General features: G+C 25.7%; 25 protein-coding genes. 1 reads left to right on the forward strand and 24 read right to left on the reverse strand.

Translation table 11 applies throughout. The features are described 5' to 3' along the window. Window positions 1–7 precede the first annotated feature (7 nt). The 20 genes from AZI32_RS01650 to nhaC form a co-directional block, all read right to left on the reverse strand. Window positions 8–1354: an FAD-binding oxidoreductase gene (locus AZI32_RS01650; RefSeq protein ID WP_061994183.1), complete on the reverse strand. Its 1347-nt coding sequence runs from the start codon at window positions 1352–1354 to the stop codon at window positions 8–10. Window positions 1355–1483: 129 nt separating this feature from the next. Beyond that, window positions 1484–2221, reverse strand: a complete 738-nt coding sequence (locus tag AZI32_RS01655; protein ID WP_061994184.1) for a DUF434 domain-containing protein — start codon at window positions 2219–2221, stop codon at window positions 1484–1486. A gap of 77 nt (window positions 2222–2298) precedes the next feature. After that, the gene (locus tag AZI32_RS01660) at window positions 2299–2760 is read right to left on the reverse strand and encodes a GyrI-like domain-containing protein (protein ID WP_061994185.1); all 462 of its coding nucleotides are present in this window, start codon (window positions 2758–2760) and stop codon (window positions 2299–2301) included. Between the two features lie 143 nt (window positions 2761–2903). Further along, window positions 2904–3332 (reverse strand): hypothetical protein, encoded by a 429-nt coding sequence (locus AZI32_RS01665; protein ID WP_061994186.1) that lies wholly within the window; start codon window positions 3330–3332, stop codon window positions 2904–2906. Further along, window positions 3325–3759, reverse strand: coding sequence for a nucleotidyltransferase domain-containing protein (locus AZI32_RS01670; protein ID WP_061994187.1), 435 nt, complete (start codon window positions 3757–3759; stop codon window positions 3325–3327). The genes AZI32_RS01665 and AZI32_RS01670 overlap by 8 nt, the downstream gene beginning before the upstream one ends. A 507-nt stretch (window positions 3760–4266) precedes the next feature. Then, window positions 4267–5232 carry an aromatic acid exporter family protein gene (locus AZI32_RS01675; RefSeq protein WP_162266730.1) on the reverse strand — a complete coding sequence of 322 codons (966 nt, stop codon included), beginning with the start codon at window positions 5230–5232 and terminating at the stop codon, window positions 4267–4269. A gap of 478 nt (window positions 5233–5710) precedes the next feature. Beyond that, the gene (locus tag AZI32_RS01680; protein ID WP_061994189.1) at window positions 5711–7780 is read right to left on the reverse strand and encodes an ABC transporter permease; all 2070 of its coding nucleotides are present in this window, start codon (window positions 7778–7780) and stop codon (window positions 5711–5713) included. Continuing rightward, a complete protein-coding gene (locus tag AZI32_RS01685) occupies window positions 7770–8537 on the reverse strand; it encodes an ABC transporter ATP-binding protein (RefSeq protein WP_061994190.1) in 768 nt (255 codons plus the stop codon). Before AZI32_RS01685 ends, AZI32_RS01680 begins: the two co-directional genes overlap by 11 nt. Window positions 8538–8638: 101 nt before the next feature. Further along, entirely contained in the window at window positions 8639–9664 is a 1026-nt protein-coding gene (locus AZI32_RS01690; RefSeq protein ID WP_061994191.1) for a sensor histidine kinase, read from the reverse strand. Continuing rightward, a complete protein-coding gene (locus AZI32_RS01695) occupies window positions 9661–10329 on the reverse strand; it encodes a response regulator transcription factor (RefSeq protein WP_061994192.1) in 669 nt (222 codons plus the stop codon). The genes AZI32_RS01690 and AZI32_RS01695 overlap by 4 nt, the downstream gene beginning before the upstream one ends. A 146-nt stretch (window positions 10330–10475) precedes the next feature. Then, on the reverse strand, window positions 10476–10817 hold the full coding sequence (locus AZI32_RS01700) for a zinc ribbon domain-containing protein YjdM (RefSeq protein WP_061994193.1): 342 nt from the start codon (window positions 10815–10817) through the stop codon (window positions 10476–10478). 329 nt (window positions 10818–11146) lie between these two features. After that, the gene (locus tag AZI32_RS01705; protein ID WP_082761097.1) at window positions 11147–12028 is read right to left on the reverse strand and encodes a M23 family metallopeptidase; all 882 of its coding nucleotides are present in this window, start codon (window positions 12026–12028) and stop codon (window positions 11147–11149) included. Window positions 12029–12186: 158 nt separating this feature from the next. Then, window positions 12187–13521, reverse strand: coding sequence for an erythromycin esterase family protein (locus AZI32_RS01710; RefSeq protein WP_061994194.1), 1335 nt, complete (start codon window positions 13519–13521; stop codon window positions 12187–12189). Between the two features lie 14 nt (window positions 13522–13535). Continuing rightward, window positions 13536–14309: an ABC transporter permease gene (locus AZI32_RS01715; protein ID WP_061994195.1), complete on the reverse strand. Its 774-nt coding sequence runs from the start codon at window positions 14307–14309 to the stop codon at window positions 13536–13538. A 12-nt stretch (window positions 14310–14321) separates the two neighbouring features. Continuing rightward, a complete protein-coding gene (locus AZI32_RS01720) occupies window positions 14322–15143 on the reverse strand; it encodes an ABC transporter permease (protein WP_061994196.1) in 822 nt (273 codons plus the stop codon). 15 nt (window positions 15144–15158) lie between these two features. Beyond that, window positions 15159–15896, reverse strand: a complete 738-nt coding sequence (locus AZI32_RS01725) for an ATP-binding cassette domain-containing protein (RefSeq protein WP_061994197.1) — start codon at window positions 15894–15896, stop codon at window positions 15159–15161. 125 nt (window positions 15897–16021) lie between these two features. Beyond that, window positions 16022–17170 carry a DUF4097 family beta strand repeat-containing protein gene (locus AZI32_RS01730; protein WP_061994198.1) on the reverse strand — a complete coding sequence of 383 codons (1149 nt, stop codon included), beginning with the start codon at window positions 17168–17170 and terminating at the stop codon, window positions 16022–16024. Beyond that, a complete protein-coding gene (locus tag AZI32_RS01735) occupies window positions 17163–17771 on the reverse strand; it encodes a DUF1700 domain-containing protein (protein WP_061994199.1) in 609 nt (202 codons plus the stop codon). Before AZI32_RS01735 ends, AZI32_RS01730 begins: the two co-directional genes overlap by 8 nt. After that, window positions 17764–18084, reverse strand: coding sequence for a PadR family transcriptional regulator (locus AZI32_RS01740; protein ID WP_010294439.1), 321 nt, complete (start codon window positions 18082–18084; stop codon window positions 17764–17766). The genes AZI32_RS01735 and AZI32_RS01740 overlap by 8 nt, the downstream gene beginning before the upstream one ends. Window positions 18085–18296: 212 nt before the next feature. After that, window positions 18297–19748 carry a Na+/H+ antiporter NhaC gene (nhaC, locus tag AZI32_RS01745; RefSeq protein ID WP_061994200.1) on the reverse strand — a complete coding sequence of 484 codons (1452 nt, stop codon included), beginning with the start codon at window positions 19746–19748 and terminating at the stop codon, window positions 18297–18299. Window positions 19749–20364: 616 nt separating this feature from the next. Between nhaC and AZI32_RS01750 the strand changes: the two genes are divergently transcribed. Then, window positions 20365–22488, forward strand: coding sequence for a UvrD-helicase domain-containing protein (locus AZI32_RS01750; protein WP_061994201.1), 2124 nt, complete (start codon window positions 20365–20367; stop codon window positions 22486–22488). Window positions 22489–22509: 21 nt separating this feature from the next. Here the strand turns inward: AZI32_RS01750 and AZI32_RS01755 are convergent, their stop codons facing one another. From AZI32_RS01755 to lepB, 4 genes are all read right to left on the reverse strand, one after another. Beyond that, on the reverse strand, window positions 22510–23607 hold the full coding sequence (locus AZI32_RS01755; RefSeq protein WP_061994202.1) for a dipeptide epimerase: 1098 nt from the start codon (window positions 23605–23607) through the stop codon (window positions 22510–22512). A gap of 193 nt (window positions 23608–23800) precedes the next feature. Then, window positions 23801–24082, reverse strand: a complete 282-nt coding sequence (locus AZI32_RS01760) for a hypothetical protein (protein WP_061994203.1) — start codon at window positions 24080–24082, stop codon at window positions 23801–23803. A 217-nt stretch (window positions 24083–24299) separates the two neighbouring features. Continuing rightward, window positions 24300–25694 (reverse strand): dipeptidase PepV, encoded by a 1395-nt coding sequence (gene pepV, locus AZI32_RS01765; protein ID WP_061994204.1) that lies wholly within the window; start codon window positions 25692–25694, stop codon window positions 24300–24302. 201 nt (window positions 25695–25895) lie between these two features. Next, complete coding sequence (gene lepB, locus AZI32_RS01770; RefSeq protein ID WP_061994205.1) at window positions 25896–26402, reverse strand: signal peptidase I; 507 nt, start codon at window positions 26400–26402, stop codon at window positions 25896–25898. Window positions 26403–26452 lie beyond the last annotated feature (50 nt).

A 26452-nucleotide genomic window follows, 5' to 3' on the forward strand; every position in this document is an offset into this window, starting at 1 on the left:
AGAATTCTTATCTTATTGACTGTGGAAAATTAAATATATTACAAGGATCATATTTTCTTTTTACAACCCTTAATTCACATGCATTTCCACCATAATATTCTTTTTCATAATTTTTTAATGGACTATATGGGAAATTAACAAAAAAACCTTCCGTTATAGTTTTTATATAACTTAATCTAGAGGCAACCCATATTTTATTTTCTTCTGCATAAATTGGATTCTCCCAGACTGACTGTATTCCCATAATATAATTAGCATCTCTATAATAAAAAGCTGTCTCATGCTTTCCTTTATCTTTAACAGCTCCTCCTAACCCATAAAAAGTAATTGCAGCATAAACTGAACCTTTTGCTCTTTCTTGAAGAGATAATGCTAATTTTAATAATTCTTCTTTTGAATATAACCTGTTTACAAATCTACCTGTAGATTTAAATTTCTCACTGTCAGGATAATTGTCCTGGACTTTTCTTATAGCCTCTATGAATGTTGTATACTCAAAATTAGCTATAGCTTTTGGTAAAACTAGAAATGGCTTTAATATTATTTTTAATTCTTCCTCTGTTCCATAGAACAATCCAAAGAAATATGATGCTATTCCTTCTTCAGAAGAATTATAAAAACTAGCCCTCATGTTTACTCTCCTATCTAAATTTTGATATACTTTTTGAAACACATACATAATATTTGCCTGTTCTAATGCCGTATTTTTGGGATAATATATTGTAAATAACGTAACCTTATTTATCTTAGGTGTTAATTTAAAGGTTAATGATGTTACTATCCCAAAATTTCCATCACCGGCACCTCTTAATGCCCAAAATAAATCCCTATTGCAATTCTTGTTAGCAATAATTACTTTTCCTTTATAGTCTACAAGTTGCACTTCCACTAAACTATCAGTACCTAATCCAAATAATCTACATGATAATCCCCATCCTCCACCTAATGCATAACCAGCTACCCCAACAGTGGGACAGGTTCCTCCTGGAAATGGGTAACCCCTTAATCCTAAGAATTCATAAAGCTCTCTATTTTGTACACCTGCTTCTATTGTCACAGTATTATCGTATTCATTTATACTTATTTTTTTCATTCTACTAATATCAATTACTATTGCACAATCACCAATTGAAAATCCTTCATAATTGTGTCCACCAGATCTAATTCTAAATTTAAAATTATTTTTAACACAAAATTTTAAAGCAAATATAACATCATTTCTATTTATACAATATAATATAGCTATTGGATATCTTTGTATTGCTCTATTCCAAACTTGTCTATCTTCATTATAATTAATATTGTTTGGAGTTACTATTTCACCATTAAAGTATAAATCCTTAGCTAAATTCATTATACCCATCCTTTATAGTAGAACATTTTGATTTAGACATATGAAAAGAAATAAAAGACCAAAGATTCTAAGCATATTTGGTCTATTATTTATTTGATTATGCCTTATATATAAATCCATCTACTACTATTATAATATATGATTATTTTTTAAATTAGTTTCAAAATCAACATACATGGTATTTAACATATTATTTTTTATAATTTCCTTATTTAAATTAATCCAACTATTACACTTATCTAAAATAATAGCATCACTAGTTATAACACAATCTGATGATTCTAATACAGTATCTACATTATTGATTGTTTTTGCTTCAACCTGAAAATTATAATCCTTTAGTAATTCTAATATTTTAAGTTTTAATCTTCCTGAATTTGAAACTGGTGAGTCTAAATAGAAAATAGCTTTTTTTATTTTATAATTCTCTAATATATTTCCAATAAGTTTAATTGCTAATTCACTTTTATCTATAATTTTATATGTACCACGAAGCCCAGCTAAATCTCTTATTGTGCCATCCATACAATTTAATATTACTGAATTAGATAATGCTACCTCTAGCGTAATTATTGTATTAAAACCATCAATATTTACAGTTTGATTTTCTAATTTATTAATAGCTATTTCTTTTGCTTTTCTATTTTCTACTGATTTATCTGAAGAAATTCCCCTAACTATTGAAAGTCTTTGCCTTTCAGATAACAAATAATGATTTCCTATAAAAGTAGAGCTTCCTTTTATATTGTAACTTCTATTAAGAAGATATCTTAAGTCCTCACCTGCTTTATATAATTTATTAATACTCTTTTTACTAAATTCTTCTTCATCTTTTAGCACATATCCTCTTCTAACACTTTTACTCATAACTTATAATGCTCCATCCTATAAATAATTTATTTCTTATTAAATATTATAGGAAAAAAATTTTATATAATACGTACTTAATTTAAAGAAATGTAAATATGGATTTCTTGATTTTCCATATCGTTGCTATTATTTTGATATTCCTCAAAATCACAAGAATATCTTCTATCTAGATTCATTTGCCACAGTTCACTCCAAAATTCCTGTACTGATTTTTTAACATCACCTTTTATAACAAATTTAGCATATTTCCCACCTGGAATTTTTCTACTTACTAATGGGGATTCTAAATTATCACTTTTAATAACTTCAGAACAAATTAAAAAATTATAAGGGTTTGTAAAATCTCCTTGGTAATCTGTATATACTGCAATAAATTTTTTATTATTTCTATTTTTTATTTTTTCATAATATGCTTTTGCTAAAAATTTTTCCCACATTTCCCCTATATCTTTAATGGCTTTACCATTTTCATTAGTGGTTTCCTTTATTAAACCTACTACCTGTTTTTCAACTAAATTAACAATTTCATAATTCATAAATAATTCTCCTTAACTACTTTTTATTAGAGTATAATCTATGAAATATGACACCATTATGTCATATTCAAAATAAAAATACTCCATAATATAGATTTTTTAATCATCTATCTTATAGAGTATTTTTTCTTTTTAAATATAAGCTATTTATTCATAAATCCCTTTATATACTGATAAATTTCTTCCTGTATTATTTGATTATCTTCTAAAAATTCAATGATAATTTCTATAGGTGGCTGTTTGTATCTATGTCCTATCTTATTTCTAATCAACCTTGCTGCATTAAAATAATTAGCTTGCTTATCATTTAATATATTGTTTGTTCTAAGTTTTTTTATTGCTTCATCTACTGATATTGCAATTTGGTGCAAGTTATATTCTTTTAATAGCATTGATATAAAATCTTCATATATAATGAATAGACTCAAATATTTATATTTTAGACTATTTGAAAACTCATCTTTTAAGTCCGGATTATTAAAATATTTTCTTAATAATTCCATAGACTTTTTAATCTCATTCATATTAATATCTAAATCATATATTAATTTTTTTAATCTTTCTTTATTCATTCTCCAAAACCACCTTATCTAATATATACCAAAATTCCTCATTTTCTCTGTATAACCTATCATAAAATTCTAATGTTTCTTCTAAAAGATTATCATTAATAACCACTTCTTTGCTTTTTAATGCTTCTATTTTTATAGCGTTATTAATATTTTCATCATTTATATCTATAAAATCTATACTTCTTCCTAACATCTCTTCAATCTCTAAAGTAATTTTTAATTCAGTATTAAAATCAATCTTTTTGTGAGAAATTACTGCAATATCTACATCTGACTCTTCATTAAACTCTCCAGAAGCTAAACTACCAAAGATAATCACATTAGTAATATTATTGTTTAAAAATATATCTTTAAATGACCTACTATATATTACTCTTAGTACTTCTTCCCTATTGTTTTCAGCTACAGATACATTACTAAAGTTCATACAATTCCTCCTAAAATTATCTATACTAAATATTATTTTAATTAAAACAATTATAACATACAACTATATATTTTTTATATTTTTAGCATATTTACTAGTTTTAAATCACAATCTTATAATTCTACATTAATTATATTAGATAATAACCGTGAAATATTTAGGAGTAAAATAATTCCTAACACATCTGAATTAAATTTACCTATTAAACTTAATTCTTATGGCAACGACAATATAAAAGCTTTTATTGGAATATGTGCACCAAATTTCTATGCATATTCTATGAGTAATAAAATAGATTTAGGTTTTTTTAACCCTAAAATAGAAAAATCAATAAATTTACAATATAATTACTCAAATAATCAAATTACAGCAAAACTCCATTGTCATATAAAATTAAACTAAATAGACCAACTGATACTATTTTTAAATTTTAAATAGCTACTTCAACATATAAATAAATTATATATTGAGGTAGCTATTTATTTTTTTATTTATTGATATACACCTTTAATAATATGTATTTATTTTATTTAAATATTCTATCAATCTACTTATTATTAGTATATTTGTATTATTGCTCATATCTAGTCTATTGGGATCTATTTTTATGTTTATAATTTCACCTATACCTTTATCTTCTAGTATGTTTTTATGTTTTTTATATATTATTTCAGTTAATTCAATTATGTATTCTCGTTCATTTTCTTTACTATGTAAATTTTCTTTATTAAATTTAAAAAGAGTGTTTAAATAATTATCTGCAGCCATATCTACCTGATATAAATAATTATATTTTTTCAATTTAGTACTATATTTTTTTAAGTGAAATCCACCTGATATTACATCAATGTCTTTTTCTAAGGTTTTTAAATTCACACTTAATTCTTGTAAATTTGTTTTAAAGTTATTATATTTTTGTTCAAATACTCCTTTAGAGTTTATTAAAGACTCTATATTTAACAACAAATCTTTGGATATATTCATCAAAGAACTTTCTACTACATCGCCTAAATTTATTGGTAAAATCAGTTCATTTACAATTATTGCAATGATACCCCCTATCAATATAGAAACAAATCTACCAACTATTCCAACTATATCACTACTAATATAAAGTATTAATGCACCAGCTGCACAACTTACTACACTAATTTTCCCATTCAAATTAAACTTATCATATGTAACAATTATTACAAAAAATACAATAGGCAATCCATATAAACTTCCTTTAAATATTGGATGCATTATAGCAGTTAATAAAAATGCATATACATTTGCTAAAAACCTTTTTTTAAAGTATCCTCTTGAACTAGATGCTGATGGATAAGATGCCAAAAGCAGAAAAATTGTAAGTGCCATAGTAGATGCTTCTGCATACCACACTATATTACTAAGATATACAGCTATTAATCCTGCAATACAAATTTTAATGGCCTTTATTACTTCTCCATTCAAACTTTTTCTTAACTTCATATATAAAAATTCACCCACCTTTTTTAATAAAAAAATAATTTTTAGCATTAACCATACTTTCCTCTTTTAATATATTCTCTACATTTAATATAACTAATATTTATTTTTCTCTCGAAAGTTAATATTGTCTATTAAATAATTTTAAATCCATAAACAGACTAAGATTTCAATTTGTTTCACTACATTATACCATTAAGTTATTTTTCAATATTAATATTCTTAATTTTCTAACATTCTATAACCTTTTAAATTTTAACACTTACTAATCTACTAAAAAAAATTATGTAAGAATTTTTATAACCCTAAAATATAGAAATGAGCTTATATAAGTTATGTTTTGTATTCTAGAGTATACTTACATTGATTTTAAAACTTATTTATTTGTCAAATAAAAAAGTCTAAGATTAATATTTTACAAAACAAAAACTACCTTAATATAAAACTTTAATACTTATATTAAGATAGTTTTCTTAGTTATTTATTTTATTTTGGCCATATCATTTATATTTCTTTTAAACGTATAATAAGTTGATAAAAAATAACTTGCATATATTATAATTATTATAAAAAATGCTACTCCTATATTAAAAATAAAAGCTTCATCTCCTATATATACATTCATTTGATTTAAAAATATATTCATATAATAATATATAAATACTATAAATTCTACAGTAGATACTATTATAGGAAGTAAAAAGTAAAATAATATTTGTTTAAATATTATTTTATTTACTTCTTTTTCTTCTATTCCAAGCTTCTTTAAAATATTAAATCTACTTTTATGCTCTATTGAGTCTATCAATTGCTGCAATGCAAGTACTGTAAAGCTTATCATAAGTAATACTGTTCCAAGATATACTCCTAAAATTTTCATGGCCAATGTTACATTTAATATTTCACTTACCTCTGCAACCTTTATTCTTGTCATCGATACATTAGGTAACACCTCTCCATTATTATACTCCTGTAATATATCTTTATATTCATTTTTACTCCAATTTGGAATATATTTATTTTCTAAATTCAATGCCTCTTCATAACTAATCTTTTTATTAGTGTTTACAAAGAAATCTACACTAGCTAAAGTTAATTTTTCACAATAACTATCTGGTAATATAAACAGCATATCATTATAAGAGCTATATATCCCTTCTCCTATTGAATCCTTATAATAACCATGACTACTTATTTTTAAATTATTTCCATGTGCATTAATTACATTGTTCTCTTGTATATATTTTTCTATATCTAAATCATTAATCATTTTACCACATTGTATAGTAAATTCATTGTCTTTAAGCGTAATTTTTTCATATCCCAACATAGTTCTTAACTTATTAAAATCACTTAAATTAATAGCTAATATAGACATTTTTGTTTTATCTTTTATATAAAAATCTTCTTCTTTCAAAAAATATTTTTCAACTTCACAACACTCTTTAACACCATAGTTCTGTTTTTCTAAATATAACTCTAAAGATTTATAATTGGGAATCTTAATATCATTAATATCTCTTAATTTAGCATAATTACTGTTTATAATTATATCAAAGGGAATTCTATATTCTAAATACCCTAAACTCCATTGAGATAATAATAATGTTAATGTAAAACTTAGTGCTGCACCTAAAAATGTTATAGATGTTGTTGCCATTAACATAGGTGCTGTTTTAATTTCTGATACTAAAGATCCTATTAAAAATAAATTTGTTCCTTCATATCTAAAATTTATCCATCGATTTTTAACTATTATAATAATATATGCTATTGAATAAAACAAAGCATATGTCGCTAATATAAATGTAATTAATCCTACCAACATATATATTTTTTCATATCCATTTATATTATTGGGATTCTGTATAACTTTTAAAATTTTATATACTGAATAACCACAAATAACATAAAATACACAAGCTAGTATAAATAACAATATATAAACTGTTTTTCCTCTTTTAAATTGAAATTCAATTCTTTTTTCAGCATTTATCATATCAATAAGTTTAACTTTACTTAAACTTCGTATATTAAAAATACCAATTATACAAAACATCGCTAAAAAGAATATAACTGTAATTAATACAGTGTCTGTATATAATCTAAGAGAAAATGTAAGTTGTTGTTTAGCTGTTATTAATATTAATGCAGTAACTACCTGAGAAAATAACATACCAATAAAAATTCCTATGCCAACTGATATAAGTCCTATAAATAATGTTTCTATAAAAAACATTACTGCAACATTTCTCTGTTCTGCTCCTAATAATATATATGTTGCAAACTCTTTTTGCCTTCTTTTTATCATATATTTATTTACATATCCTATAAGCAATATAAGTAGTGCTGTAATTATATATGTAACATATTTTAATATTACTGTCAGCATTTCAAAATTATAAGAATCCTCAGTTATAAATTCATAGTCACTACTGGATAATGACATAAACGCATAGAATAAACTTACGCATAATGTTATTGTTATAAAATATATTAAGTAATCTTTTATTGAGCGTTTCCCATTATTTATTGCAAGCTTAGCGTACATCTCTTATATCTCCTCCAAGTAATGCCACAACATCAAGTATTTGATTGAAAAATTGTTTTCTATTACTTTCCCCTTTTATTAATTCAGTAAAAATTTTTCCATCTTTAATAAATAAAATTCTATCACAATAACTTGCAGTAAAAGAATCATGAGTTACCATCAAAATCGTTGACCCTAAATTTTTATTTAAACTTGAAATCATTTCTATTAACAGTTGTGCTGATCTTGAATCTAATGCTCCAGTAGGTTCATCAGCCAAAATTAATTTAGGATCAGTTATTAATGCCCTAGCACATGCACAGCGTTGTTTTTGTCCACCGGATGCTTCATAAGGATATTTTAAAAGTATATCTTCTATTCCTAATTTTGTAGCAATATCTCTCACTTTTTCATCTATGTTATCTTTTTTACATTTATTAATCGTTAAAGCTAATGCTATATTTTCATGAATATTCAATGTATCTAATAAATTAAACTCTTGAAATATAAATCCTAAATTTTCTCTTCTAAATTTAGCTATATTTTTTTGATTTATTTTAGTAATGTCATCACCATTTATATAAATATGGCCTGAACTAACCTCGTCAATTGTTGATATAGTATTTAACAATGTAGTTTTTCCTGATCCTGAAGGCCCCATAACTCCAATAAATTCTCCCTTTGAAATATCAAAACTTATATCATCAATAGCTTTAACAACATTACCACTTTTCCCATAATATTTTTCTATATGTTTCACTTCTAGTATTTTTTCCATTATTTTCACCTCTATATTATTTTAACTAAAATTCTACTATCATAAATAAATTTAACATTACTTATATATGACAATTTTGTAACATAAAAACTCCTATACTATTAGTATAGGAGTAATTCATTACAGCTAAAATTTCCTCGTGGAAATACTATAATTACTCTTGTATATTCACTTGCTTTTGATTCTATTGATATATCTAAACCTAATTTATAGGCTAGCTTTTTACACAAGTATAATCCAATGCCTGTAGAGTTATTACCTTTTCTTCCTTTTTCTCCTGTGAACCCTTTTTCAAAAACACGATTTATCTCATTTTGAGGAATGCCTATACCATTATCCTCTATAATTAATTTAAGTCCATGCCTTATATCTTTTGTATATACTTTTATTATTGGCAAATTTTTATTTCTATATTTAATGGCGTTTACTATTACTTGATTTATTATAAATTCCAACCATTTACTATCACAATAAACATTCTTATTCACACCACTTAGTTCAACTTCTATGTTATTTAATATAAACATTTGCTTATTTCTTATAATAACTTGATTTATGCATTTTTGTAATGATATTTCCCTTATTAGATAATCTTTATCTACCTCTTCACTTCTTGCATAAAATAAAGTTTGTTCTACAAATCTATCTATATTATCTAATTCATGCAATACTAGTGAAGAATTTTTAGTTCTATTATTTTCTTCAATAAGCTTTATTGCAGAAATATGTGTTTTAACTTCATGAATCCATTTTTCAATATATTCTTTATACTCCTTTTGAACACACTTGCTCAAATTTATTTCTTCTAGCATAGATTTACTAGATTCTCTCATTAAATTATAATAAAATTTTCCTACTATATCACAAGGTTCCTCTATAATCTCACCAATTAAATATTTTTTATCTAAACTATTAATTACTTTTAATATAGTATTAAAATATAACTTTTTTCTTTTATAATCATATAAAAATAAAAAAATACATATAAGTACCCACATAGTAATTATTACTTTTATAACTTCAAAAGTATTTCCTACGCTAAATAAAAATATTATTAAAACCATAAGCATTACAATATTTAAAAACAGTATACCTATTCGTTCTTTTAAATAATCATTTAAGTTCATACCATATATCCTTGTCCCCTCTTAGTTTTTATAAAATCTTTCACTCCTATATCTTGAAGCTTGTTTCTTATTCTTGTCATATTAACAGTTAATGTGTTGTCACTTATAAATAAAGCACTCTCCCACAAATATTCCATAATTTCTACCCTAGATACTATCTTTCCTTTACTGTTTAATAAACAATGTATTATTTTAAACTCATTTTTAGTAAGTTCAATGCTATTCTCTTCATTTTCTATAGTACTAGTTAATATATTAAGCTTTAAACCTTTGTACTCTATAACTTCTATATTTCTTTCATTAGGATATGCTCTTTTTAAAATTGAATTTATTCTTGCTAATAAAATTTGAGTATTATATGGTTTTGTTATAAAATCATCCCCTCCTAAAGTAATACTCATAAGTTCATCAACATCAGTGTTTCTACTTGTTACAAATATAATTGGTACTTTTGAAAAATTACGTATTTCAGTACATATTTTAAAACCATCATTATAAGGTAAACCGATATCCAATAAAATTAAATGTGGATCTTTCTCTTTAACTGCTTTAGGAATTTCATCAAAATCTCTTTCTTTAATTGCTTTATACCCATTAATATTTAAAATATTTGCTATTTCATTTTGTATTTGTTCATTATCTTCAACTATCATTATATTAAACATATTCTATACCCTTACACCTTAATTAAAATATTAATAATAATTATACATTAAATATATGAATTTATAAAATTTTACAAAGCAAAAACTACCTTAATATAAAGCTTTAATACTTAATATTAAGATAGTTTTCTTAGTTATTTATTTTATTATGCTTTTTTAACAAACTCAGATTTTAGTTCCATAGCTCCAAAACCATCTATTTTACAATCAATGTTATGATCCCCATCGACTAAACGTATGTTTTTTACTTTTGTACCTATTTTTATAGATGATGAGGCTCCTTTTACTTTAAGGTCTTTAATTACAGTTACAGTATCACCATCATTTAAGATATTTCCATTTGCATCTTTTACAACTTTTATATCTTCATTATTTTCTTTTTCTGATTCTAAATTCCACTCATAAGCACATTCTGGACAAACAAAAAGACTTCCATCCTCATAAGTGTATTCTGAATTACATTTTGGACAATTTGGTAAATTAGACATAATTTAGTTCCTCCGTTCGTTATTTCAAATCTTAATATATAAAATTTTCTTTAGTTTTTTCAAAAGTTTAATTTATTATAGTGTTCCAAGTTACCTTTTTTGACTATTCATTTTAAAACTTGAATAATCTAAAACTTATGCAAGCTCCTAATTAATTAAATTCAAATTATAGCTTGTTTCCCTATAAATTTGTATTAATTTGAAATTTAGAAAAAACATATATCATTTTATCATATGTTTATATATATTAGCATAATATTATCATATTTACAAACAACTTTAGAAAAAGTTGCAAGATATGATTTAATCAAATACCACTATAATAATCTTTAATTTTGTGGTGTTATAATTGAGTCCTTTTGTGGCATTTTTTCCCCATCTATATCCTTAAAATAAAGTGGTAATCCCTCTGCAAAAATCAGACAAATATTCTTAGTCGGATCTTGACGTTGATGCTGTATGTGCAAATGTGGTTCAGATGTTGAGCCTGTGTTTCCAACTCTTCCAATAAATTGTCCTTCCTCCACCTTGTCACCTACTTTTACATGCACACTATCCTTTTTTAAATGATTCAATAACAAAAAAGTACCTGTTTTATCTACTTTTATATAAACATGATTACCTTCCATAGATAAAAATTCTTCTGTATTGGGCAGTATATCTTCCTCTTTATCATATGCTGCTATAATCGTTCCAGAAACTGGTGAAATAACTTCTTTATCATATATTCCGTAATCACTAATATTTTTGCTACCTATGCTTTCCGGTTCCATAACTAAATCATACGCCCATCTTTCAGACCCCCATATAGAGTGAGGCAAATTTACCTCTACAGTATCTCCACCCCATCCAACAATAGTTTTTTCCTTTAATGGCCATTTCACTGTAATTGATGGATTTACTTTATCAATATTAGCCGGATATTCAACTTTCAAAACATTTATTAACATCAGTATTGGAAATGCAATAAAAATTGATAAAATAATAGAAATTATAGATGCACCATATTTTCTTTTTCTTATTAAACATTTAATAAAAATTAGTAAATTTAAAAATAGTAATATGATACCAATAGGTGCAAAAACTAATTTAGCTAGTGCCCAAGCTATAACACCTACAATTCCATGAACTAAAAAAACACTTCCCCATAAAACAATTAAAATAATAAACATTATATAGTTTAGTATGTTAATAAAATTTATTTTTTTCATTTTTCTCTCCTTTTTTTATTTTCTCTTATAACCAATGTAAGAGAAAATAACATTTCCCTAACAACTTGTATTAAGCAGTCCCTTTGTTAATAAATTTACTAGGTCACTTCTATCTTATATAATATATACCTAGCCTATTTTATTTTCATTATTAAGAACTAGTTAGGTTCAGCATTACTAGTAGTGTCTATAAATATCAATCCATCATACCTCTCACTTAAAACTTGCGATTTTAAGCTAGCCTTTTCATTTACAAAGTTTGCACCAATATCATGATACATTTGTGATGCTAATAATATGTCTAATAGATATTTATCTTTACTACAAGATTGAAAATCTATAAAGAATACAGGTGAAATTTTTGAAAAAATATATGCTCCTGAACCTTTCTCAGATGATGGAAGTGTACATTTTTCAACTGTACGGTTTCCAGTTTCCTTATTGCATACTACAGCATTAAAATCTCCTTTATTAAATTCAAATCCAATAATATATATTTTATCTTTATACATGTCATATAAATTAGAGCCCATTCTTTTTATATTTCCTGTCTCATATTCTTTATCTAAATTACTAAAATTATCTATTTGCTTTGCTACATGTGTATTATGGGCCCATATCATAATTTTGCTATTTTCCTTTTCATGATTTAAAATCCATTTTATATTTTCTGCCATATATTTATCTCTTTTATTTTCTTTTTCAAAATCACTACTTTTTTCACCAAAAATATCATAAAACTCACATATGATTTTCAAATTTTGATTGTTTATTTCATATTTTTCTTTTGAAGATTTTTTAATATATTCATCCTTTTTTTTATCACAATTATTTATTATTTCTTTGATATCATTAATAGGCAGTTTTTTCTCTACAACATAATCTAGTTTTTTATCATTAAATTCCTCAAGTTTAGAGTGAAATTTGACTTCATAATCTGGATCTACATTTTTTAAATAATCTATAACATTTGTAGCTGCCAAACTACTTGATTGCATATCGAAACCATAAAATTTAATTTTATTTTCATGAGCTTTATTATATTCTCTCATCCACTCTACCATTTCTAACACTTCTTTAGTGTTCCATGTCCAAAAATTCATTGCCGCTACAGCTTCTTTTGCATCTCCCTTTTCATACAAAATATAATCATTTATTTTTACACAATCAGGCATAGATGCTTCTATACCAAAAATATTATAATCCATCTCTTCAACGAGAAACTGAAACATTCTATGCTTCATTTGGAAAAATTCTTTTGTTCCATGAGTTGCTTCTCCCATAGCAACAATTTTTTTATCTTTTAATATATTTTTTAAAGGCATTAAATCTTCAAAACCATTATTATATTTTACAGTCTTTAATTCTATTTTCTTACTTTTCAAGGCTTGTATAGCTTTGTGTTCTTTATATTTTTCATACTTAATATTTAATACCGTTCCTAGTGTTGTAATCATAAATGCACAAATTAATATACCTATAATTTTTTTCAATGATGTATCCCCCTTTAACAAAGGTAATCTTTTCTTATCCATAAAAATATACTTATAATTAAACTTATGGTTAAAAACATTCCTAATCTAATATAAAAACTTATAGATACACTATCCCCTAAAACATAGAAACCATATGTCGTTGTGTAATTAATAAATTCAAAAATTTTAGTGTGAAATCCTAATGCTATTGTTGAAGCAATAATAGCGAAAATTGAAATTACAAAATTGCTTATTATAGTACCAATAACTACTGATAAGCCTAAAACACATAAACATATAACAAATTGTATAATATAAAATTTTATAGTATATAAAAAAGCCTGCATCATTGAAAATTCATGTTGAATATTATAAAACTTAACTTTTGATACTTTAGGCATAAATAAATATCCAAAAATTGTACTTATTGCAAACACTATAAATACAAATATAAAAGTTACTAAAGCTAATGCTATTATCTTACTTATTATAAATTCATGTTTTTTATATGGTCTTGTTGCATATATTCTAAAAGCTCCCATATATATTTCATGACTAATTGAGTTTATATACATAATAGGCAATATTATATACATTAATTCTAATCTTACTCCATAAAATATAAATGGCGCAAAATTAAGTCTGTTTAATTCTACATTATAATTTACTGCATCATATGAACCAGCTGGATATGCATATCTCCATATACAAGATACAATTGTAATAACTATGCAAAATACAAGTAATAATATAGTTTGCCTATTTTTCCATGTTCTCTGAAACTCTGAAGCTATTAATCTATTCATTTTAATTCCTCCTTAAATATAATAATCTCTGTCATTAAATAATCTCAGTCCAATTAAATAAAATACTATTCCGTGAAAAGCAATGGAAGTTATCATAATTCCAATTCCTTTTTGAGATTCTGAAAGCAAATGATCTATACCTAAATATTGAATTCTTGTTAGACAAGAAAAATTTAAAATCTCATATATACTTGATCCTTTACTTGTAAAAATTAAAGATAACTCTGGTAACATTACTGATATAAACATAAATATTAAATTCAATGTTATCGCTTCTATAGCAGTTTTAGATATTGCTGATATACATATAATAACTGATATAAAAGCAGCTAAAACTATACATGTAACAATATAATATTTAATATTGTAAGAAATACTTTCACTTATCGTAAAAGTTCTTAAACAATATGGAAACTTAACATTTTCATGTGGCAAAGCTAAATATCCTAAAAAAGTACTTAAAAGAAAATTTACAGTTAAAAATAAAAACATAGTACTTACTATAACTAGATATTTTGCTTTGAAAATTTCATCAAAACAAATATTTCTTGTCATTACCATCCTTAACTGTCCAGTTCTATATTCATTTGTTACAGCCATGACAATAAAGATAATTACCATAATATCAAAAATACTTACTATTTGATTTTTAAGTAAGCTACTTGGAAAGTTTAATGCTGAAATATATTTAATATTGTCTGGTGTAATACCAATATTATTTTTAATAGAAGATTTAATAAAATATATTAAATTTAATACTGTCGTTATAAATAAAATCCATGTAACCTTTCTTCTCCACAACTTTTGCCATTCACTAATAAATAAATTTTTCATAATTATATCCACCACCTAATATTTGCTTACCAATTTTATAAATGCATCTTCTAATCTTCCATTATCACTAACACTCTCTAGTTCTTTTTTACTACCTTCCCATATAAGGTTTCCTTCATTTATTACAATAAATCTATTACAAACTTGTTGTAATTCGTCTAAAAGATGACTGGATATTAAAAAACTTATTTTCTTTTCTCTTTGAAGTTTAAATATAAGGTTTCTTAAATCTCTCATACCTATAGGATCTAATCCATTAGCCGGTTCATCTAAAATAATTATTTCTGGATTATTTAAAAGTGCTTGCGCAATTCCTAACCTTTGTTTCATTCCTAAAGAATAAGTTTTAACTTTATCATCACCTCTGCTTTGAAGGTCTACTATTTTTAAAACTTCTTCCACTTTTTCTTTTTGTTCAGCCTTTGACATATCTGGGTTCAGCATAGCTAAATTTTGTAGATTTTTTCTTCCTGACATAAATGGGAAAAATACAGGTTCTTCTACTATTGCACCAAGATTCAATAATGCACTTTTTCTTTGTTTAACAACATCTATGCCATTTATTTTTACTTCTCCTTTTGTTGGAGAAATTAAATTTGTAATAATTCTAATTAAAGTAGTTTTTCCCGCACCATTAGGCCCTAAAAAACCACAAATGTCACCTTTATAAATATCAAAGGAAATATCACTTAATATAGTTCTATTTTTTATTTTTTTACTTACACCTTTTATTTCTATTTTTTTCTCTAACATAAACTCTCCCCCTAATTTTGTTATTTTTGTAAACAATAAGAATTATAAAGGGAATTTTTAAAGGTTTTATAAAGTTTTTAATTTTTCCATGAAAATAAGCCCAGTATTTTACTGAGCTTATTACACTATTTAAAGCTTAAATTAACATCTCCATTATTTAACTTAACCTTTAAAATATTACTAGAGCCTTCATTTCTTTCGGCCTGTTTTTCATATTGTTTATCATTTATTTTAATTTTTCCAAAGTCACTTTTAATATCATAATCATAGTCTTCCTTATTTAAAGAGGTGTTAATTAACACATTTCCATACTTTGAATTTATTTCTGATGTACCTTTAAACTCACCATTAATTTCTGCATTTCCATTAGTTAAATTCATTTTTAAATCATTTGTTTGTAAGGCATTCGCATACACTTTTCCATAATTATTAACTATATTAGCATTTCCGCTATTCATGCTATCAATCTTTAGTTCACCATTTTTAATATCAATGTTTAACACTTCACTTTTACTATTAGAAAGGTCATTGTTACCATAACTATTTTTTAAAGTATAATTCTTAGTAGATACATTATTTCCAATATACTTACCATTATTTAAAGTTACATCTAACCCATTACAATTAACATTTTCAAGTTTAACTCCACCGTATTTATTAGAAACATTAATATTTTGAGCTTTAATATTACTGGCATTTAACTTACCATTATTCATGTTCATATTAATAGTACTACTGGCTTCTAAACCATCTACTGTTATATTTCCAAAATAAGAGTTTATATTTGCTACATCACTTTCAGTTGGACAAATATTTATATTTCCAAATCTAGATGTTATTTTTAATTCTTTAGATTTCATTTCCTTTGGAGCATATATTTTAATGTAACTTTTATCTTGATTATTTTCTTCAAACCCTAAATTTATATTAAAGTTATTTTTACTTTGCGCACTTTGTTTTATAATTAGTTTTTTATCTTTTACACTATAAGAAATTTTTCCACTACTTTGTGGAACATCAAATTCTAATTCATATTTATCTGACTTTAAAAATTCTATATTAGAGTTACATTCAACTTCAATACTATTAAACTCCTCTAGCGAAATAGTTTCTTTATATCTTTCCTTTGAAGTATTTATGACTAAACCATCTTTTATATTTAAACTTATGTCTTTTGAACCACCTAATAAATATCCACTATAAGTCATTATGCTTCCTGCACATATCATACCAATAGCTATAATTGCTATTCTTTTTCTAACTTTTTTATTCATAATTTCCTTTAACCCCCCTTCTCTTTTTAGCTTTATTTAATATCTTATTTGTTGTATTAGCTATAAATCTGAAGCCTTTGTTTGCTAAATATGTTATAGGTAGAAAAATTAAAGCATCAATTCCAACTACTACAATTCCTCCACCGATAAATATAAGTGCTGTTGGTATATCTTTAAAAATCACAACAATTCCTGAAATAACTGCAACTATTCCTGCTCCGCCCATAGCTATCATAGTTAATAAAAATGCAATAATAATAGCTATTATTGCAATTCCAATAGCTCCTACAGTTAAAAAGATTGCTATTGTTAATGGTAGTGCTATTGGTGCTGCAAAAACTGCCAATATAGCAAACCAAACTGCTGAAATCCCTTTTTTAGTAGAGTTAGGCTTTAAAGACATATCTTTAAGTGAATAATCCGCTAATATTTGTGATGCTATATCACATGGAGAACCTAAAGATTCCATAACTTCCTGTTCATCCTCTATACCAGCTTCATCAAAATATTCATTATAGTAATTTAAAGCATCTTCAATTTCATCTTTAGGTAATCTTTTTAGTTTAGACTTCAATTCACTAATAAATTCTACTCTATTCATCAATTATCCCTCCCTTTAAAACTTTATCAACTTTACTTTTATAATCATTCCACTCATTAAAATACTCTTTAAATTTTATTTTGCCTTCTTCTGTTACTTTATAATAACGTCTATTTCTACCTTGAAAAGGTTGATCATAGGTTTTTAAGCATCCTTCCTTTTGTAGCCTCCTAAGCACTGGATATAATGTAGATTCAGAAATATTCATAATTTCTCTAACTTGCTGAGTTAGCACATATCCATACGTATCTTCTTTCATTAGGATGGCTAATACGCATGCATCTAATAAAGCAGCTCCTAACTGAAAAGCCATTTTTTGTCCTCCTTATTTTATTAATATAGGGATAACTTTAAATACTAAAAATATCTTTTTATTTATAATAAAATTCTATAAGTTACTTTAACTTTATTATTTTTCCCTATAATATTATATCTTTATATATATTATACGCCGTATAATATTAGAATGTCAATAATATACTTTTTATAAAAATAAAAGGTAGCTTAGTAAGCTACCTTTTATTTTTATATTTTAACGGTATTATCTTTATCTAAAGTATTATTTTCACTTAATATATTTCCTATTGGTTTGCTTGAATCTAATGGTTTTAATGCTATACCTGTATAACCATAAAATGCTGAAACTAGTGGATTAATAAACCCTAAAAAGTGAAATGGTGCATAAGCAAAAGCACTTACCCCTAAGGTTGTAAAGTAAATTGCACCACAGGTTGACCATGGTACTAACCCAGAAGTTAAAGTTCCTGCATCTTCTAAAACTCTCGATAAATTTGTAGGATGTAAGTTTAATTTTTCATATACAGGCTTGTACATTTGCCCCGGAATAACTATTGACATATATTGATCTGCTGCCATAAAATTCATAGCTATACAACTTACTATATTGGATAAAATAATACTTCCTCTGCTATGACAGTGTTTAAGTATTACAGATATTATAGTATCTAAACAACCTATTCTCTTAACTAGTCCGCCAAAAGCTAATGCACACATAACAAGAGAAATTGTTTCCATCATTGAAAGTAATCCTCCTCTATTTAAAAGAGAATCTACCATTGCATTTCCAGTACTTAGTTGAACTCCATAAAATAATGCATGTAAAACTTCTGATATACTATTTCCTTGTGAAAATGCAAATATTGTTCCTATCGTAGCACCGCCTATCATTCCTGGTATGGCAGGAACTTTAAATATTATCATTAATATTACTGATAAAGGTGCAATGAAAATTAATGGACTTATATGAAATGTTGCCAATATAGTCTTGGATATAGCATCAATTTGAGTTGTGTCTACAATAGCTCCTTTATATTTAAGACCAATAAGACCAAACAAACTTACTGCTATTGTAAAACTTGGTATTGTTGTGTAAAGCATATGCCTTATATGCTCAAAAACATTTGTTCCAACTACTCCAGCAGCTAAATTGGTACTATCTGATAATGGTGATAGTTTATCTCCAAAGGACGCTCCACTTACAACTGCTCCTGCTACTATAGGTGCTGGTATACCAAGTCCAGCTCCAATTCCCATTGCTGCTGTTCCCATAGTTCCTGCTGTAGTCCATGCACTACCAGTTGACACTGATACTATGGCACATATCACTGGTAGTAAAAATAAAAACATTGTTGGTGTAAACATTTTCAATCCATAGTATATCATACCTGGAACTACTCCACCTGCAATCCAAGTTCCAACCAAACACCCAACTATCATAATGATAAAATTAGCTTGCATAGCCATAGAATTAGTTTCTATCATGGCCTTCTCCATATCATCCCAACTGATTCCTAAAAATTTACCTATAAAAGCTGTTATTACACAGCATATAATTAAAGGAATTTGTGGTGCAGAGTCAAATACAATTACACCTAATAACATAAATACTATTAACGAAATAAATGGTATTAAAGATACCATAAGCGATGGTTTTTTACATATTTTGTCACATTCCATGAAAGTCTCCCCCTTTTTATAAGTTAAAATTATATTTGAATTTGTATTGATTATAATTTTATTTAAAAATTTTTCAAAATAATATTTATGCGATTTTATTTTCTTTTAGTATAAATATACCACAATAACTATAAAATTTATAGAATATTTTAAATTTTCTATAATTAATATCATCTTATTAGTTTTATAAATCTTTAATCTTAGCGGTTATCTAAAAATAGATTTTCTAAATCTTCTAATGTTATATTTATGTTTTTCAATATACTGTTGCATAACTATACACTATAATTTTAACTGTATTATTATTGAATTTATATTATATTTTTTTATTTCAATTTTAAGTTCTCTACTATATGGTTTTGAGATGAATTTTAAATTTATGCATTTATCAAATAAGAAAATCTAAGATTAATATTTTACTACTACTTAACAGCTTACTTTAGTTAAGAATGTATAGTTGAAATTTAAAATTTATTATCTTTATCTTTTAATATTATAAATCTAGGGTTATAATATTAGGTACTCTATTGTTATAAGTTTTTCATAATTTGTTTAAACTTATAAATAGTGTCATAGAAAAATTTTGTTTTTACAGCCTTTGAAGGGAGGATTTTTTATGAACGATGAATTAAAAAAAGAACTAGAATTCGGTATAGAAAAAGAAAAATTATCAGAGGTAATTGAGTTAATTAATAATGAAATATTGATATACTTAGATAAAAGAAAAGAAATTGTTGACTACATAGTTGAGTATAGAAAGAACATCTTAGATGACTATAAAGATGACGAAGATAAATTAATTGATTACTTTGACCATGAAAGGTATGTAAAAGAAGAAGCCTTTAAATCTATTGATACAAAACTTAAGGAACTTAATATACTTAAAACTTCTCCTTACTTTGGAAATGTTGAATTTAGAGAAGAGGATTTTGGAATAGATAAAATATATGTAGGTAGATTTGGTGTTACTCCATATAATACCTTTGAACCGGTTGTCGTTGACTGGAGAGCCCCTGTATCATCATTATTTTATCATGGTTCTTTAGGAGAAAGTCAGTATAATGCTCCTATGGGAAAAGTTGATGTAAATATATTAGGTAGACGTCAATTCATAATAAAAAAAGGCATTCTTGAAGGAATGTTTGATTCTGCAGTAAATGTAAATGATGATATACTTCAAATGGTATTAAGTAAGAATTCATCCCAAAAATTAAAAGATATTATAATGACAATACAAAGTGAACAAGATGAAATTATAAGAGAAGATAAATATAAAGCACTTGTTGTTGATGGTGTTGCTGGTAGTGGTAAAACTACTATTGCTCTTCATAGAGTGGCATACCTTTTATATAACAACAGAGAATCTTTAGAAAATAAAGTTCTTATACTTGGTCCCAATCACATATTTATGGATTATATATCTGATGTACTTCCTAGCCTTGGAGAAAGCGGAGTAAAACAATCTACATTTATAGATTTTGCTCTTGAAGTTTTAGATCTAGAAGAAGCTTTTTCATTAAAAGACGTTATGGAAAAAGTATTAAGCGGTGATAAAACATTTATAGAAGACATTGCTTATAAATCTTCCATAGATTTCAAAAACTCACTAGATACATATATAGAGTCTCTGAATGCTAACTTATTTAAATATGAAGATATATCCCTTAGAGGTAATTTAGTTATAAGTAAAGAAGATATTCAAAATATGTTTGAAGAAGATTTTAAATATATGCCTTTATTCAAACGTAGCAAAAGAATTAAAAGAATAATTTTTTCTAAACTTAAAGATGCTAGAGATACAGAATTTAGAGCTATTGAAAATAATTTTAAGGCTATCAAATCAAAACTCTCTAAAGATGAATTAATTTTAGAAATAAATGATTTAGATTTCAAAAGAAAAATTGCAATACAAGAACTTATAAAAGATTTAATAGAACTAAAAAAATCTTTATCTTATTTAAATTCGCCAGATATTATTGATCTTTATACTGAGTTCAATACTAGCTTAGATTTAACAGAATTAGATTTAGCTGCAATTCTATATCTTAAAGTTAAATTAGAAGGATTTAAGTTAAAAGATGACATAAAACACGTTGTAATAGATGAGGCACAGGATTATTCTCCAGTCCAATTTGCTACGATAAGAGAAATTACCAAGTGCAATTCATTTACAATTGTTGGTGATAGCAATCAACGTCTATTACCTTTAAATGGTGAACCAGCTATGTTAACTTTAACTAACTACTTAAATGACCTAAAAGTCTCTAATTATAAATTAGATAAAAGCTATCGTTCCACTAAAGAAATAATGGACTATGCTAATAATTTTCTAAATGAAGATAAAATAGTTCCATTAGTTCGTTCTGGTGAACAAGTTGAAAAAACTATTGCTAATTCCAAATCTGAATTAGAATCACAAATAATAGCTATTGCTCAAAAAATGAGAGATGAAAATTTAGAAAATATAGCTATAGTAACCTATGATGAAAATGAAGCATTAGAGTTAAGCTCTATGTTGCAAAATAAATTGAACTTTAAATTAATTAATAAGGACTATATAAAATACACTCATGGAATTACAATAATACCTTCATATTTTGCAAAAGGATTAGAATTTGATGGTGTTGTAATAATTGAAAGTAATAAATATAAAAATAATTACTACGATAATATAAAAAAATTAAGATATGTGATGGCCACTAGAGCCCTTCACAAATTAGCTATAATATCTACAAAATAATAAGGACACCTTAGGTGTCCTTTATTTTATCTCTTTCCATCCTTTTATTTCTTTAATTCCAAGACCTGGCTCATCATTTAATATTATTTTATTTTTTTCAAAAGTCGCTCCACCTACTATAGGGTCTTCTTCAAATATAAGCATAGTGTCTAAATCTGAGGTTATCATATTGTCTTTAGCCATTGCCATACTAGCAGCAGCAGTTATACCTATTTTACTTTCTATCATGCATCCCATCATACATTTTATATCCATAGTCTCTGCCATATTATATATTTTTATTGCATTATGGATTCCTCCACTTTTCATAAGTTTTAAATTTATATAATCGCAAGTTCTATTTTTTATTACTCTAAAAGCCTCTGCGCTAGAATATCCAAATACAGATTCATCAGCTAAAATCATAGTATCCACACTATCTTTAACTTGTTTTAAACCTTCTATATCCCAATACTTAACTGGTTGCTCTACAAAATCTATATCAAGTCCTATTTCTTCACATTTTCTTATTATCTTTATTGCTTCTTTTGCACTCCATGCCCCACTACCATCTATTCTTATTCTTGCAGATTTTCTTATGGACTTTTTAATAGCCTGAAGAATTTCAATATCCCTTTCAAAACTTCCATAACCTAACTTAATTTTCAAATCTGCATAGCCGTTAAGCATAGCTTCTAATGAATTTTTAGCCATATTTTCAATAGAATCATTCATTATAGTGGTATCTGTTATAGTAAAGTTTGTATTTCCTCCTAAAAATTTATATAAAGGCTCATTATATTTCTTGCCTGCTAAATCATAAAGTGCTATATCTATAGCAGCCTTGGCGCTTGGATTTCTTCTAATAACTTTTTCCATAGTGGCTATTATAGACTCTAGCGAGCTAATTTCCATACCCTTTATATAATCTTCTATATATCTTATAGCCCCAATTATAGAATTTTCTGTCTCTCCAGTAACCATTGGTGCTGGAGCTGCACTACCATAACCAATTTCATCAGTATCAGTTATAATTTTTATAACAACTTCTTCAGAAGTTGTTATTTCTCTTGTTGGAAGCTTATACTTTCTTTTTAACGGTATATCTATTTTACCTATTTTTATTTCTTTTATTTTCATAATAAAAACCTCACAATGAAATTTAATTTTTACTTTATAATACTATTTAAAATAAAAGCATATTATTCCAATTAAATGCTCATTATAAAGTTATTTTTACTTAATAAAATTAAATAAAAATAACTGAGTATACATATTAAGTATATCAGTGTATTTATTTAACATTTTAAATTTTCAGACTTAAAAGTCTGTATTAGGTTATCTTTTGTAAAAAGAAAATTAGAATCAGTGAACTTACAATAAATACATTCATGATTAAGATTGCAGAACAAATACTAATTGATTTATTACTTATTATTTTAAATTCTTTATTTTTCAAAGCACCTTCAGTATTATTTGATAGCTTTTTTAGACTACTTAAAGAACTTATAAAGCTTATAAATATAAGACTAAAAGCTAATATTATTGAAGGGCTTTCTATAAACACTAATAAAATTATAGCCGTAATTAAAGATACCATCGATAAAAAAATCATAATACACTCCTAAATAATTATTAAATTTCTTTTAACTTATTAACAGTATATTTATATTATAACATCGTCTTCCTATTTTATCCATATATTTTATAATATTTTTAAAAAATATTGAATTTTACAAAGATTTTATTTGCTTCCAAATTTTTAATTTATTTTTAAAATTAAAAAATAAACACCTAAGAAAAATTCTTAGGTGTTTCTATTATTTTATTAATTATTTTGCTAATTCATATAATGCATATGCATATATTTTTGAAATTCTTATTAATTCTTCTATATCTATATATTCATTCGGTTGATGAACTGTGCTTGGCTGTCCTATAAATGTTGGTCCAAATGCTACTGTGTTAGGCATTTCTTTAGCATAAGTACCTCCTCCTATTGAAACAAATTTAGCTTCTTCATCCATTTGTTCACTATAAGCCTTTGCTAACTTTTGAATTAATGGGTGATCTGTTTCGAAATATAATGGCTCTTGATGTGAGAAGTTTTCCATCATTATTCCTGTAGTTCCTAAAGTTGTACATAATGGAGTCATCATATCATCTAAAGTTTTTGTAACTGGATATCTTAAGTTTAATGTAGTTGATCCACTTTTTCTATTTAAATTAATTTTTCCTAAATTAAATGATAATGTTCCTGATGGCTCATCTTCAAGATAAACTCCGAAGCTCTTTCCATCTACTTCCATACCAACTTTTTCATCAAAGAATTTAACATAATCAGATACTTCATCATCTCTTAAATCTAAAGTTGCTAAACATGTAATTAATTGCATTATAGCATTTTTTCCTTGTTCTGGTGTACTTCCGTGTCCAGAAACTCCTATAGATTTAATAATTGCTTTATTACCTTCTATGTTAACTGTTATTTCATATTTTTTGTCTTTTGCAAATTCTTCTACTGTATTTTTAACTTCTTCAGCATTGGCACAAGTTAAAATTGCTTCGCAATAATCTGGAACCATATTTGCGGCATTTCCACCAACTATGCTTTCAATTATAACTTTACCATCTTTATCACATGGTACAAAATTTTTAACTAAGTCAAATATTGTTATACCCTTTTCCCCATTTATTATTGGAAAATCAGCATCTGGTGTAAATGCTAATACTGGTGCTTTTTCTTTTTTTAAGTAATATGGAATGTCTTCCCCGCCAGTTTCCTCATTTGTTCCAAATATAACTCTTATTCTTTTTGACATTGGAAGATTTGAATCTTTTATTGCTTTTAATGCATATAAACAAGCAACAACTGGTCCTTTATCATCAGAGGTTCCTCTTCCATACATTTTTCCGTCATGTATCTCAGCAGCATATGGTGGATATATCCATCCATCTCCTTCTGGAACTAAGTCTAAGTGTCCAAGGGATGCAACGTATTCTTCACCTTCTCCGATTTCTGCATATCCTGCATATCCATCAACATTAACTGTTTTAAAGCCTAACTTTTCTGACATCTTTAAAGCACATTGTAAGGCCTTATCTACATCTTCTCCAAAAGGCATGCCTGGTTTAGCTTCACCTTCCAAACTTCTTATTTTAACAAGTTCTGCTGTTGAGGCAATAATTTCATTACGCATAGCGTCAATTCTTTGATTAATATCCATATATACAACTTCCTTTCTTGGAAAATAATTTTTAACATTTTGTTAACTTATAATTTAATTATTGCACTTTTCATGAACAAACTCAATAATTAAATAAAAAATATTTTTATTTAATTGAAAAATTATTATTTTTTAAATTTATATTTATTTAAAATAAATAATCCTTTAAAACACTTATATGTATTTTAAAGGATTATTTTATTATTTAAGTTTTCCCCATCTACTAAAAGGGTTTATTACAAACCTTGCCTTTCCTTGTATATATTTATAATTTATGTAAGGATTATCCCAACTTCTTGCATCTAATGACGTAGCCCTATTATCCCCCGCAAAAAGATAACAATGTTCAGGAACATCAAAAACTCCAGTCTTATCACTATTATTAACCACATAAGGCTCTTCTAACTTCTTATTATTTATATAAACAGTTCCATCATTTTTAAATTCAACATGATCATTTGGAAGCCCTACTACCCTTTTAACTAAATCTTCATCTCGTTCTTTTGATTTAAAAACTATTATTTCTCCTCTTTCAATTGATTTCTCACCATAAATTCTCGTACAAAATATAACATCATCTAATTGTATTGTTGGTAACATTGAACCTGTAGGAACTTTTATATTAAAAAAAATTAATTTGTTAGTTACCTCTGCTATTATTAATGCTATTAAAATTATCCCCAGCCATTCTTTTATAACCTTCTTCATACTTTCTCCCCTAACTATATTTAATAATTTTATTTTACATTATTTAAAGT

Origin of the sequence: Clostridium sp. ATCC 25772 (assembly GCF_001573875.1) — a bacterium.
In the GTDB taxonomy this organism is placed as follows: Bacteria; Bacillota; Clostridia; order Clostridiales; family Clostridiaceae; genus Clostridium_J; species Clostridium_J senegalense.